Annotated in this window: 12 protein-coding genes; 5 read left to right on the top strand and 7 right to left on the bottom strand. The window is 48.7% G+C overall.

The genetic code is table 11. The annotated features are described in order from the left end of the window. Nucleotides 1–14: 14 nt before the first annotated feature. The gene (gene dsbG / locus NMK_RS10400; protein ID WP_109015694.1) at nucleotides 15–839 is read right to left on the bottom strand and encodes a thiol:disulfide interchange protein DsbG; all 825 of its coding nucleotides are present in this window, start codon (nucleotides 837–839) and stop codon (nucleotides 15–17) included. 180 nt (nucleotides 840–1,019) lie between these two features. Between dsbG and NMK_RS10395 the strand changes: the two genes are divergently transcribed. Continuing rightward, the gene (locus NMK_RS10395) at nucleotides 1,020–1,802 is read left to right on the top strand and encodes a UCP032817 domain-containing protein (protein WP_109015693.1); all 783 of its coding nucleotides are present in this window, start codon (nucleotides 1,020–1,022) and stop codon (nucleotides 1,800–1,802) included. Between the two features lie 4 nt (nucleotides 1,803–1,806). On the opposite strand, the gene NMK_RS10390 is transcribed toward NMK_RS10395, so the two are convergent. Next, nucleotides 1,807–3,210, bottom strand: a complete 1,404-nt coding sequence (locus NMK_RS10390) for a replication initiation protein (protein ID WP_109015692.1) — start codon at nucleotides 3,208–3,210, stop codon at nucleotides 1,807–1,809. A 693-nt stretch (nucleotides 3,211–3,903) separates the two neighbouring features. Here NMK_RS10390 and NMK_RS10385 point away from each other — a divergent pair. Together NMK_RS10385 and NMK_RS10380 are read left to right on the top strand one after the other, a co-directional pair. Further along, nucleotides 3,904–5,136 carry a ParA family protein gene (locus NMK_RS10385; protein ID WP_109015691.1) on the top strand — a complete coding sequence of 411 codons (1,233 nt, stop codon included), beginning with the start codon at nucleotides 3,904–3,906 and terminating at the stop codon, nucleotides 5,134–5,136. A 9-nt stretch (nucleotides 5,137–5,145) separates the two neighbouring features. Next, a complete protein-coding gene (locus tag NMK_RS10380; protein ID WP_109015690.1) occupies nucleotides 5,146–6,147 on the top strand; it encodes a ParB/RepB/Spo0J family partition protein in 1,002 nt (333 codons plus the stop codon). Between the two features lie 1,515 nt (nucleotides 6,148–7,662). On the opposite strand, the gene NMK_RS10375 is transcribed toward NMK_RS10380, so the two are convergent. The 3 genes from NMK_RS10375 to NMK_RS10365 all read right to left on the bottom strand — a co-directional run bounded on the left by NMK_RS10375 (nucleotide 7,663) and on the right by NMK_RS10365 (nucleotide 10,672). Then, nucleotides 7,663–7,986 (bottom strand): hypothetical protein, encoded by a 324-nt coding sequence (locus tag NMK_RS10375; RefSeq protein WP_109015689.1) that lies wholly within the window; start codon nucleotides 7,984–7,986, stop codon nucleotides 7,663–7,665. 96 nt (nucleotides 7,987–8,082) lie between these two features. After that, complete coding sequence (locus tag NMK_RS10370) at nucleotides 8,083–9,906, bottom strand: site-specific integrase (RefSeq protein WP_109015688.1); 1,824 nt, start codon at nucleotides 9,904–9,906, stop codon at nucleotides 8,083–8,085. Nucleotides 9,907–10,075: 169 nt separating this feature from the next. Further along, a complete protein-coding gene (locus tag NMK_RS10365) occupies nucleotides 10,076–10,672 on the bottom strand; it encodes a hypothetical protein (protein WP_109015687.1) in 597 nt (198 codons plus the stop codon). 499 nt (nucleotides 10,673–11,171) lie between these two features. Here NMK_RS10365 and NMK_RS10355 point away from each other — a divergent pair, with 499 nt between their 5' ends. Next, the gene (locus tag NMK_RS10355; protein WP_109015686.1) at nucleotides 11,172–11,708 is read left to right on the top strand and encodes a hypothetical protein; all 537 of its coding nucleotides are present in this window, start codon (nucleotides 11,172–11,174) and stop codon (nucleotides 11,706–11,708) included. Nucleotides 11,709–11,752: 44 nt separating this feature from the next. On the opposite strand, the gene NMK_RS10350 is transcribed toward NMK_RS10355, so the two are convergent. Both NMK_RS10350 and NMK_RS10345 read right to left on the bottom strand, forming a co-directional pair. Continuing rightward, nucleotides 11,753–12,307 carry a M48 family metalloprotease gene (locus NMK_RS10350; protein ID WP_109015685.1) on the bottom strand — a complete coding sequence of 185 codons (555 nt, stop codon included), beginning with the start codon at nucleotides 12,305–12,307 and terminating at the stop codon, nucleotides 11,753–11,755. Nucleotides 12,308–12,497: 190 nt separating this feature from the next. Continuing rightward, nucleotides 12,498–12,716 carry a hypothetical protein gene (locus NMK_RS10345; protein ID WP_109015684.1) on the bottom strand — a complete coding sequence of 73 codons (219 nt, stop codon included), beginning with the start codon at nucleotides 12,714–12,716 and terminating at the stop codon, nucleotides 12,498–12,500. 361 nt (nucleotides 12,717–13,077) lie between these two features. Here NMK_RS10345 and NMK_RS10340 point away from each other — a divergent pair, with 361 nt between their 5' ends. Then, entirely contained in the window at nucleotides 13,078–13,395 is a 318-nt protein-coding gene (locus tag NMK_RS10340; RefSeq protein ID WP_109015683.1) for a hypothetical protein, read from the top strand. Nucleotides 13,396–13,431: the final 36 nt, after the last annotated feature.

Genomic DNA, 13,431 nt, shown 5'->3' with positions numbered 1-13,431 from the left:
CCCTCTATTACAGTCTAGCGCAGGTACTTCGCCAGCTCAGGGTCGTTCTTCAGCTTGTCGAGCTGACCGGAGATGCCTAACGCCTTGAACATTTCAGCCATGCTCGGCACACCAGGAGATACGGACAGGGTTTCATCACTGCCGTTCTTGACCTTGTACATCACGACCGGAGTACCGTTGAAGCCGAATTTCTGGGTCATCAGCTTGGTGTTGTTCTGCACCTTGGCCAGCAATGCCTTGTCGCTGGAGGTTTCTGCGCCGGAGCCGGACACGATTGCATCGGCATCAGCCTTGGCATCCTTGGCAGCCAACAAACCAGCACCCTTCACGTCGGAGTCACGGCCGAGAATGGCAACCGGTACATAGTGAATGCGCAGCTCGCCAGCGTCCACGGCGGGCTTGGTCATGCGGTGCAGGAGCTTGCAGTAGCCGCAGTTAGCGTCGAAAATCACGACGATTTCGGCTTTAGCATTAGGAGAACCAACAGTTACACCGGCCGCTTCACCGCCTGCGGAGAATGCCTTGAATGCTGGAGTGTAGTCGGGCTTGGGGACATAGTCTTCGGCGTACTTGGCAGTCAGGTTGTGGCCGTCCTTGTCGAGCAGCATGCCAGAGAAGGTGTAGTTGCCGTCGGCGCTGGTGTAAATAACAGTCGCTTGACCGCCCTTGGTTTCCTTCACGACCCAGCCAGTCATCCCGGCAGCGGCCTTGAAATCACGAATAACTTGGAGTTGGCCAGCATCAGTTGCCGACTTCAGGAAAGGAGGCAGCGCCGTGGCGGCCATCGCAGCCCCCATAAAGGACATGAGAGCGGTAGCGATAAGGGTGCGTTTCAACATCTAAGGTATGCTCCTTTTGGATTTAGGTGACGCAAAATGCATTGCGGATGATTGAAGTATATTGGAAAATATCAGTTCTGTCAACTTGTTTCTAATACTGACATATTCTTGCGTCATTGCATATTTCTTGCTATAGTGTAATTACCAACTTCAACCAACATTAATAACGAGAAGGCGCTTATGTCAGAGTTCCTGCAATTCATCACCCCTGTCGCTCTCGGCGGCGTATACCTGTGGGCTGTTTTTTGGCACAAGGGCACCCCTGAGAAGTCCAAGGTGGAGCAGCTCGCAGACTATCAGTTTCCGGAGGTGGTTCGATACGTGTTCCGTCGCGAGCATCCCGGGTACGACCAGGCTGATGAGGACCTGGCTTTCAAGGGTCTGTGTGAATTCTTTCTACTGCTGTTTCTGGAGAAGGAAGCGAACCGGTCTCTTCAGCTGGGAATGCCGTCGGCGCTCATTGATGATGCCTGGCACGCGTTTATTGTATGCACGCACGATTACGAGAAGTTCTGTAAGCACTTTTATGGCCGACTCATCCATCACTTTCCGGATGTCGGCGCCCTTCCCCATTCCATGGAAGATGCTCGAGTATTCAAGCCCGATGTCATGAATACTTGGAAGGCGTTGAAGCAGAACTACAAGAAGTGGCCCGGCCTGTTCGAACCCTTCAACGGCCTTCCCTTGCTATTTGCTGCGGACAGCTCGAGCAGCGTAAGTCCTGGTTGGATTTGGTCTGAAGAGTCGCTAAAGCGACTTGATACCGCCACCCTCACCCCGCATAAGAAAGGTGGTTCGACCGTAAATGAATTCACGGATGGCGCAGCTGCCGTCGCCGGGGTTGTTGCGGTCGACGGCTGTGGCTCCGCAGGCACCTCCTGCAGCGCTGGTGGAAGTGGCTGCGGTGGAGGCAGCTGCGGGTCTGGATGTGGTGGCGGGGGTAGCGGCTGTGGAGGGTGCTAAAGATTTATGATTTGCTTATAGCCTGTTGAACAAATATTCCTAGCGCATGGGAAAGGAGTTTGTTATTCCGTAACTCTTCAATTGAAATCGCCTCTAGGTTAACTTTCTCACGTTTTGCAACTAGCTTCGCTTGGAATGTATTGCAGAACTCTTTGAAGTAGGCTTCCTGTCCAACCAAGTCCAGTGCATCAAATTGCGACAACCCTTGCAAGGCAAGAGATTCCGCTTCGTTCTGTGTTTCTTGCTTACTCAAATCATGGGATTGGCTGAGCGCATCTTCCCGGGCTTTTGCTATCCCTGCCTTGGCTGCCCTACTCTCAGCCAGTAATCTATTTTGTTCCTCCATTATCTTTTCAGCAGAGGACACCCGCAGATTATTTCTGAGGGCATGCATCAAGAATCCGGAAGGAGACTTGGTGATTTTACCTTTCTCTAAGTTCCACCTCGTAAACTCCACGGCCTGCCAAATCCATTGGTCCGTCCACTTCTCACGATTGGCCTGGATTTCACCAAAGTTTTTCGGGCCGATGGCGAACTCTTCATTCAACACATGGTAGAGCTCATCTGCCTCATTTAGGGCCAAAGGTTTTTGCTCGAAATCATTGTTATGTTGCCCCCCCTTCCTCGTTACCCTGAAGCGCAAATGAGTCACCGGAATGGGGCCTTGCCCTCCCTTGGTTTCATAACTAACGTTGATATCGAGGTGTTCAACCTCATTGAGCTGCTTGATAGCGGGGTCTAGCTGGTCGCGCTTGAAGTATTTGTATGCGGCTTTAGAGGCCTTCGCTCCTGGCCAACCTTGAACCTCTTCTACCGTAAACCAAGGGGTGTGACCATCATCGATATAGGGCAGCAAATGGTTATAAATCACTCGGGCATAGACCAAGGTGAGTTGTGCTGTAACCCTCAAACTCTGCCAATGTGCGTAGGTAGGGTCTTTTAGATGCCGCTGCAACGGGGGTGACATTTCGAAAAAAACTCTACCCTTGGTTATGCGGTAGGCTCCAATCATCGGGATTGCCCCTCCGTTTTCAGGAGATTCTCCCTGGGCCAGCGCCTCCTCAGGTGTCAGCGGCACAAGCTCGATTGCAGCCTTCTGCAGCTCACGGAAAATAGTCCTGAGATGCCCGTAATTGTTACTTTCATACTTCATGAGCCATTTGAAGTAGTCCAAGTCAACGTCATACCGACCCTGCACATCCTTTTCCTGGATGACCACAAAGACTACTGTATCCAGCAGCTTGTAACAGGCAGCGCCAAGATTCGTGACCTGAAAAATTGCATTATTGCGTTGAAAGCCGATGTCGGTCGTAGACTCGACAATTGACATGTCCTTCGAGAAGAGGTCTTCAAACACATCAAAGGCCATCTGCATGGGCGTTGATTCTGGTAGATTCTCGATGGCCATTCAAAGCCTCCTTTTCATAAGTTCCGCAAATCTAAAACCGGTACTGGTGAGTAGTCAACACAAAAAAGCTCACCATAAATTTACCGACCGAATGTACTAAATCGCACCAAAAAAGCTCACCATAAATTTGAAGCCATTCAGGAAAGAAAAAACTGTTTGTTGGTTTTTAAAAATACAAAATATCTAAAAAAACAAACTAACAAACCTCGCATGCGTACGCGCGCGTAGAGAATCAATCACTTAGTTCTCAAGTGGTGAGCACTTTTGTGAGGTATTAGTGAGAACTTTTGTTGGAAGTGGTGGGAATTATTGTGGAGTGTGGTGAGTTTTTTTGTTGGTCTTTTTATGGTGAGTAGTTTTGTTGGATTTATGGTGAGCCTTTTTGTTGAATGTTAATTTCTATATTTTTGTACTTCAGCACTTCTAGCATAGCCCCATAACCTCGTCCCTTGTAAATATTTGCATCCTCAGCAAGCCCATTTTAAGGTCCTTAGGCCAACAAGTGCCCTTTTTTAAGGCCAAGGTATACATCACTTCAAGAAAGTCGCTTAAACAGCGATTCTGCTTGTCTTTTTTTAGAATAAGTGTAGCTTAACTATCCAGATTTGGTATCATAGCTTGACTAATGGGGAGTAGTTCACTTTTTGAGGAATTTCCTTAAAAGTGACGAGTTATTTTAAAAGAGGAGAGGTAATGACGGACCAAGAGGCTATCTTAACTGACATTCCAATCGTCCAGCCGGTTGACTTAGATGAAATTATGGAACTTGGTGACCGTGCTAGTGCGCTCATAGACTTTCTGAGAAGTAGGCTGCTCATTCCTGACCGCACCAAGTCTCCACCCATGATTTCCAGCGATAAAGTCGCTGACATGTGCCAATTAACTAAAGGGCAAATGGCCTACCGTCTAAAGAATGGCGCCCCAGGCGGACAATTTCATGGGCGAGGCGGTCGCAGGGAATTCACGGTTGCTGAGGCGCAACAATGGGCGCGAGCTGAGAGAACTCGCAAGCTAAGACCTGACGGCGCAAAAGCTGCGGTAATTGGCATTACTTTTTTCAAGGGCGGCGTATCAAAGACCACCTCAACGATGGTCCTTGCCCAGGGCCTATCGTTACTTGGGCATCGAGTATTGAATATTGACCTTGACCCTCAGGGTAGCCTGTCTACCCTTCATGGCTTGGCCCCAGATGCAGATATCGCCTATGAGGATACATTAGCCCCTCTCTTTGATGGTGACCAGGACGACGTCAGGTATTGCATTCGCAATACCTATTGGCCGGACCTCGATTTAATTCAAGCATCCAGCACGCTCTTCTCGGCTGAATTTTCACTGCCAAGTCGACAAATGAAAGACTCTAGTTTCGAGTTTTGGAATGTGTTGAACAAGGGGCTTGAGGTGGTAAAGGATGACTACGATGTCATTCTGATAGACACACCGCCTAGCCTTTCTTATATGACCTTCAATGCTTTTTACGCCGCAGATGGGCTGCTCGTGCCCATGACTACCAATATGCTGGATATCGCCAGTAGCGCACAGTTCTGGCAAATTTTCGGCACATATGCCGGGAAAATTGCCGAGGACAGATTTGATGGTTCTGGGCGATTGGTTAGAAAGGGAGTGGTGAAGGACTACGACTTTATCAACATCCTTTTATCGCGAGTCGACAACAAAGAATCCACCACCGAGCAGGTTAAAGAGTGGATTTCTAAGGTCTATGGTGAAAAAGTTCTTCGCTGCGAGATACCCGAGACGACCGTGACCAAGAGTAAGGTCAACCAGTTCATGACCGTTTTCGATATTACGAAATACGAAGGTGATTCTCGGACCTATAAACGTGCACGTGATGCCTATGAAGAACTGGCGCTCAGCTTAGAAGATTCAATAAGAAAAGTATGGGCACGTCAACTCGGCGCAGGCGCTTAGGAGGAAGCTATGTCAGTTGGAAAAAAATTAGGAGAGATAACGGGAGATGGTCTCGATGACGCACTTGCGCTCGCCTCAAGGGAGAGAAATTCCGCACGGCAAGTGAATAAATCAGCTCCTGGCCAGCTTATGCAATTTCGTGATGAGCTTCAGGCGTATGAGGAAAAGATTAGAAGCCTTGAAGCGGAGTTGGCGGCTAAACAAGAAGATAAGCTACCCCTCGAGCTTATCGACCGCAATCCTGAACAGCCTCGTATTGAGTTCGACCAGGAAGAACTAGTCCAACTTGCCCGCGATATCGAGGTTGCTGGCGACCTTATTCATCCTATTCTTGTTAGGCCCTCCCCGGAGGTCCCCGGCCGTTACCAATTAATTGCTGGTGAGCGTCGAGTAGAAGCTTATAAGCTACGCGGCGAAACTCACATTCCAGGCAGGATTCGTGAAGTATCTGATGCGGATATGGCGTTGCTTGGCCTCCTTGAGAATATTGGCCGGGTCAACCTTTCGGACTATGAAATTAGTAAGCATCTGACGCGCATCGAGTCCAAATTTCGCTTTAAGACAGCACTCATTTCTGAAATGCGTATGAAGCGCTCGAATTATTACCGACTTAAATCTTTTGACGAGCTACCTGATTTTGTTTTATCCGACCTAGATTCTCAGCCTTCACTTCTTGGTGCAGCTGCTGCGCAAGAAATTAAGTCTCTCCTCGATAACCATGGCGATAAGGCTCAAGATTCACTAGGCAAGCTATGGCCAGAGTTTGTTTCTGGTGCGATTAATCAGAGTCAATTAACGGCACAGCTTAAGGCAGCAATGACGTCGGCAACAACCGAGACCACCCCTCCTGATACCCGCGACATTCATAAGCTATTCTTCAAGGGGACGCAGGCAGGCAGCATTACGAAAGACCAAAATCACTTCATTATCAAAATTAAGGCATCCTCACTTACGCCCGAAATTGAACATGAACTTAGAAGTTTGACTACTAAGCTCTATACCCCGTCCTAGCAAATATAAAGTGTCTCAACTCGGGACACTTTTTTCTTCGCCTGTTTCTCAGGCGCTAAAATCCATCACCATCGATTCAATAAGCTAAACCTTTTTAGTTTCCACGTGGAAAATTTAGCTTCCTTGTTTTGCGCGTTCCAACAGTGATGTGAGTGGGCATGGTATTTTCGGTTTAATACGGAATTGCCAAAGCTCGGACTGTCCCTTTTTATTGCAACAAGCTGCCTTCCTGTCTTTCGACAAACTCCCCAAATTACCTCACCCCAAAGGCTGGAAAAAGTGTTCCAAGTTGGAACACTTTTGGATAGGTAGAAAATTCCGTCCAAAAAAGCTCACCACAAAATTTCACGAAAAATTAGTTCTTCTCTGGCCATCGGCCAGTGGTTCAATATAAAAAGTGTTCCAACTTGGAACACTTTTTATGCCGCCGCCACTTAAAACAACTCTTCCTTGTAAATTTGCTCATAATGTTTTGGAAAATTCTTTCCTCATCAGGCTTAAACCGCCGGTATCCTCAGTATATATGGTGAGCTTTTTTGTCGAGAATTCCTCAATCAGCTGGAACTGCTGGTTTGACTGAACAAAAAGACTCACCATTAAGCTGTCTACTTCAAGTAAGTTGAGCCTAGGCGTAGGTGTAAAAAGTGTTCCAAGTTGGAACACTTTTTAGTATTAACCAGGGGATGTCCATTTAAAATCACTCACCGACGTCAATTACTAGGTTACGCGGGATGAATCGCGATTAAATTTATGGTGAGCCTTTTTGGTGGAGACTCACACCATCTAATGCTATCGACAATAAAAGTGTTCCAAGTTGGAACACTTTTTAATGGGGCAGTTTAGCTTCAACAAAAAGACTCACCATAAATAATGCGGCTGGACGAAGTAGAAGGCTTGCAGAATTTAATCAGTAAACGACAAAATGTTTAAAATTGGGACACTGTTCATATGTAGCCAGGAGCATGGCAACAAAAAAGCTCACCAAAGCCAATTACTATGATGTGTGGTGTATTGGGCGACATAAAATTTATGGTGAGCTTTTTTGGTTGAAATTCACACGGGCAAAATGTAAACGCCAAAAAAGTGTTCCAAGTTGGAACACTTTTAAATATGGCAGTTAAAATTAAACAAAAAAGCTCACCATAAGTCATTCCCTTCTAGCAGTTCGAGCCGGTGCGATAAGCGAAAAAAGTGTTCCAAGTTGGAACACTTTTCAGAGGTTATCAGTCCCAATCCAACAAAAAAGCTCACCATAAAAGAGTTCCTCTGGTTCCAAAGTGTGTCGTGCGCTAAAAATTTTATGGTGAGCTTTTTTGGGGAAAATTCGCGACTGCGAAATGAAAACGGCCAAGCGAGATGGCTTGACCGTTTTGAGCTTAACTAAGCTAGAACCTGCTAAAGAACTTGAAGACGAATAGCCAAGGCACGAAAAATTCCTTGACGCCTGATTGGGCACCTGCACGAAGAAGGCGCTCCACACTAAAAACATCGGTTCCTAACATGAATTAAGTCCTTTTATGCATGCTTGAATTGCATAACGCTGTGCTTCAGCACTGACCAGAAAAGACCGGCGCAGTCGAGTACGAACAGCGAAGCTTCGAGAATGTGTCCCAGGTCAATCATCCAGTGCGGCATCCAGGGAAAATTAACCTGTGCCCAATGGAGAATGAATCCAAGACCACCTGCGATAAGCATGATGGCAACGAAAATGATGGCTGAGACAAACATACCGACCAGGTTTACGAAACCTGACGATACGACATCCAGAACATCATGCTTTGCTGCGATATCGCCCTTGTTTTTATGGGCTGAGTTTTGTTTGATTTTGTTGTAAGTCATGAGTATGTCCTTTTGCGTGCCCTCGGTAATAACGGGCTCGCGATATAACCTACTCATGTATAGGAACCACCTCGTAATTGAGGGGTGGGGGATGGGCTAACCTTTGTAGAGTTTTGCTACTTCGTCGAGACTGCGCTGACGTTGAGCATGCACGTATATGGAGGTGGTCGTGAGAGATGCGTGGCCAAGGAGCTGCTGCAGGACGTCAGGGGGCATCTGCTTTGCAGTGGAAACAGTGGCGAATGTATGCCGTAATGCGTGAGGTGCAACTGAGCGCAGCAGGTGACGTTCCTCTGGCGATATAGGCGCCTCATGGTCGTCAGCCAAGCGCAGCAATGAGGATTTGACCAGCCGGCCTAAGCTGTCAGGGGCAAAGCCTCGACCCGAAAGGATGTCATCACCCTCCACCTCATGTTTCGCGCAGGCCGACCTGGTTGGCGCTATGACGATAGGAGCAATTAATGCGAGCTCCTGGTGGGGGTCGGAAAAATCATGTCCTCGGTCTAGCCAATGTGCTTTCAACGCATCTATCACACGTGGTGGGAAGAATACGGTGCGTTCCTTATTGCGCTTCCCGACGACGGTTAACTGCCAGAGATTCCGCCCAGGGACTGGTTTAAGCTTGTTTCGAGTGGCTCGAGCAGCCTCCTCACGACGAATCCCTGTAAAGCCAATCAAAAGAATGGCGGCGCGGGCTAGCCGGAATTGCGCCGGTAGCGAGGAGGTCTTTGGCCGGCGTATCGCGTTGAATATTTCGCCATCACAAACCCTGTCCAATAACCCTCCTTGATTAGCCAATTCCTCCCATAGCTGCTGAGGGAGGGCTTTCTCAATTTGCATTGGCATCTCTCGGTGGATGGTGCTGGGGTCAGCTACCGTTTTCCATGGATTCCCCAGGAGGTATCGGACATCCACCAGCCACTCGAAAAATGTTCGAATTGCCTGGATGGCATAGCGCTGAGATTCAGGCTGGAGTTGACCCGCGAAAGGGCGCCAACGCTGCGAAAGGCGGGGTATTTGAGGGTTCTTCCCGCACCAATCTGCAGGGATATCGGCAATAAAGTTCTTGTAGGCCTCGCATTCATCCGTCAGGACGCTAGACATGGCCACACGACGCTCGAGAACGCACCACAGCAGGAACCGTTCAAGCTCTTTTCGGTAGGAGCGGAGTGTTTTTTCCCGACCGCGAAAGCGATAAAGGTAGGCTTGAATGGCTTCCAAGTCATTTCTGGCCGAGATGAGGCAAAAGGAGGTGTTACGGTTTCTCCCTTGGGACCCATTCAGGGTAGGCGTAATGCCTCCAATACGCTCTAGTGGAACCGGCAATCCAGTATCCATACCAACGGTGACCTGGTTAGTAACAGCGGGGAGGGAGGCTTCCAGCGTTAATGCCCCAATGAATTGGGAGTTTTGGGTAAGCCAGTGCTCGATTACTCGCGCCTTACCAGCGCCAACACGGGGAATAGGGCGCCACCAACCAAGGCCAGCCGATTCGATATATCGCTTGAGGTCGGCGAGGGACGCCAGGCCAACTCCCTTCAGGGCATCAGCCAATCGCGGCTTGAACCATACTGAGATGGAGTCGGTAGGAAAGGGGCGACTAAGGTCTTTCTCGGCATTGACGGTCAGAAAATCGATGACGGGTTTGGACCACCTTCCAGACCTCCTGGAATCAGCAAGAATTCCAGCGATGGTGGGGTAGGTCTTCAATGCCCGGTCGGCCATGTCTTGAGACATGACTTCTAGCCAGCTATGCACATCCCGGGCTGATTCCCAGCCGCGGTCGAGCATATCGTCCTCCGAATAATAGCGGTCGACAAGGAGGTCGAGCTGCACCCCATTAAGAAAAGCACGAAGGGCTGCAAAATCGACGCGGGTATACCGCCTTACCGGTTTGGCAATGTCGTTATTCTGCGCCATGCTGAATGTAGGGACCTCGTGAGATGAGGTCAATATACCCAATCAGCGGCAATAAGAATAGGGGAGGGGAGTACCCAATTTGAGAACGAAAAATCCCAAGTTGGGACTGAAAAGCTAAACCCCGGAACGACATGCGAACCGGGGTTAGAGAGCGAAGGGGTTTCCTTGCTTAATTTGCCTTGTTGGCTTGCTCAGCGCCGGGCTGAGCGTCTTCCTTCTTAGACTGTTTTGCAACAGCGTCCTTGGGAACACCGCTCGCATTGAAATCCAAGAAGTCCTTGGCGACAGCGTTTGACCCTGCCGCATCTTGAACTGCCTTCATTACCTGCTGGAACCATTGAGGCTGCTTGTCAGCTTCTGGGTTCAGCCCAATCGCGACAACCAACATGTCATCAGGTACTCCTGCATCACTGAACTTAGCCATGTACGTTCCAGTGCTGAACATATGTTCAACGGGCTTACCCGGGCATGACTTTTTGTTTACCAGAATGGCGTACTTATAAGTCTTGCCCAATTCCGGCGGATTGACCGTTTTGCTATGGGTAAAGGTGTTTTCAGTCACCTCTTCCCAATCACGCTCAAATGGAACCGTAATGCCGGAATAACGGCAACGGAAGTTCTCGCTAAAAATAGTGGTTTGTGGCTTGAATTCGACTTGAGCCACAGTATGTAAGGGCATCTTAGGCACATCCCCAACAGTCAAGAGACTGACTTGAGTAGTGGTCAGGAAGCCAAGATAAAGTGCATTTGCAATTACGTCTAACATGATTTTTCCTTTGATTCTTTGAGTTTTTGGACGCCGCAAGTATAGCGGCACCTATTCAGTGTTTCTACTAACGACCTTAAGGGTTGGGTGCTGGTCGGTAAGCAGTAAAAATAACTCCCAAACTGCCAGTGGCATCTCTCGATGACCACGACCAGGAGGGGCTTCATATCCCTGCCAGGTGCGGTATGGCTGGGTTGGAGCGGGTGATACCAATTGTGCTGCCTGCGCTTGACTCAAACCAGCAGCTGTCCTGGCGCGCTTAATTTCATCGATTGAGGGGCGGGAGATTCTGCTTGAAATGCTCTGAGCTATTGTCCCTAAGGGGAAATTGGCCGATTCAAGCGTCCCTTTAGTCGATTTCATGAAACACAGTATACACTCATTGCGTGTATTTGTCCAGCACTAAATTCAATGAGGGTGCTTCTGTAGGGCCTTACGCTGTATAGGGTCGAAATGTTTTCCTATACACAATTGGCATTCTCGCCTATAGGAGGAAATAATGGGTGCATCTATAAAAGTATCGGAGTTTCTGGGTGAACTGGTCAGCGTCGACGTCGTTCGGCTTGATGGAAAGGCCTTGCTTCCGGAAGCAATCAGTCTGGCAGAAGCTGTAGGGGAGGCGGAGAACCAGGTAGCACGCTTTTCCTGGATGGACGAGGAGGGGCAAGCCTGTTCAATGATTCTCACTGAAGAAAACCTTGAGGAAGCGGTGTTCGATACCGGCTCCAATCTGTATTACTTGTCTGACCATGAGGGGACGCCTGCGACGCTGTATCTTGGTCGCATTGTGCCCGCGGTACGAGGGTCGGTGTATGCGGTGATACAGGAAGGCGGTAGCAGCACTGAGCTCTATCTGCATTTGCTGGATACGGCAGAAGAGGCTGAGGAGTACCGAGTGGAATGCGAGGAGGAGGGGAGTTATCGCACCTCTGATGTGGTTGAGTTGCCGGCTAGCCTGGCTAATCGACCCGACTTCCATCAGCATGTGGCCAACCTGGTGCAAGCCACCTTAACCGTGGATTACCCATCGAATTGATGGCTCTCGAAACCCGCTTTTCAGCGGGTTTTTCTTTAGAGGACTTAGCTGCAGTCCTTTGTCAGGGCAAGACGGTCAGCATAGGAGGGGTGAGGGTCCTTGATATTTGCGGCAGCCTCCTCAAATTTCTTCCTATAGTGCGTCAACAAGTGACGTTGTGCATCGCATCCTGCCAAAGCTATCGCCACCTTGTCGGCTGCAGATTCACTGCGAAGTCGTGATTCACGGCCGTGCAAATCCACACCCCCAAAAAGCTTGTCTTGATTTGTGATATGGCCCGATTCATGGCCAAGAATTGCGGCAATATCTATAGATTCAGCAGTGAGTAGGGTGCTTGGGAAGACGATAACGCCATTCGTGAACCACGGCCGTAGGGAAAGGGGGTCCGTTCCAGAGATTCGAACGGCTGGCGTAGGGATGTTATTGCGCCGAGCATACTCCTCCACCGTTCGCCCAATCGACACCTCAATAGGGTTGCTGGTATCCAACGGTCTGGCAACAGAGCGGTCGTAAATAGCCACCAAAAATTCGCCCCAGATTGAGAGACACACTAGCGCAACAATCCCGCCAAGGATTACAGCTTTATCAAATTTTGTCATATAACTCCATGATTGTTGTTGATGTAAGAATAGGCTATCACAGGAGTTTTAAAAATCTAAGGCGCGTGGAACCCAAGCTGAGCGCGGGATTTGGTGATTTTGCTAAATATTAGATTTTTGCAATATTGACAAAATTGAAGGATTTTGGGTAAAAACAAGTGCCCATCGAGAGATGATGGGCACTGGAGAGTTAGGCGTCTTTGCTGAGATGAACGCCTTCTTGGCATACGTTGGCCATAACCTTTCCGGAATGGTCGAGTACCTGGGCAAACATAAAGCCTGCGGTCGTGCGTGCCAGTCGCTTTGCAGCTTCCAGAACGTCACCAAAAGTACCTGAATGCGAAGCCTCGTCAAACTGGGGTTCATCAGCTTCATTCCGAAACACGTAAACAATCTTAGAGTCGTTCATAGGGATGTCCTCAAGAGTAGTTAAACCTATTGGCGTATAGGTCGAACTGCTGCGAGAAGACACAGCAAACAACTTTATCTACCTGGAATGCGTGCGATGCTCTTGATGGCTATCAAGCGGCAAGATGGTTTAGCGTGAAAGCGAACAATAAAGTCTGTCTGAGAGCTACCTCCTAAGGCATTGATTTTAATAGCCCGTATGAATTACAAATAGCCGAGAAAGTCTGTCGGACCGGGCGCCGGAAAGGATAGGTATAAAAAAAAATTACGCGATAGTCTGTCGAGATTTAGAGTTAAAGCTGGTTTTGCCTATATAGATGTATGGGTGCTCAATCCCGAGCACCGGTCTATAAGGGATTACTATGCTTCGAGTTCATAGAATTACAAGTTCGCCAGAAATATCGGTAGCTGATTGGCATGCCGACTTGTTGATAGGGTTAAACGCCGCAATGGCTTTATCGCACCTTCGAGTGCAAGCAGACCCTGTTGCCGTTCCTCAGTTTAAGGAACTTCTCGGCCCAGATTGGGTGGTCTACCAAACTGGACATACCCTAGGACTAGAGAAAGGTGGGCTAAAGCTGGTGTTTTGCGACCTGCTTGATGAATCCCAAGGGTTTGCCGATGCTCCTTTGCATTTAATTGATGAGCGCAAATCACTAGGACTCAAGGTCGATTACTGACAGATACCCATCAGTAGCAAACAATTAAATCTGTCG

This window comes from Novimethylophilus kurashikiensis, assembly GCF_003112435.1.
Lineage (GTDB): Bacteria > Pseudomonadota > Gammaproteobacteria > Burkholderiales > Methylophilaceae > Novimethylophilus > Novimethylophilus kurashikiensis.
This window is presented reverse-complemented; position numbering and strand designations above follow the sequence as displayed.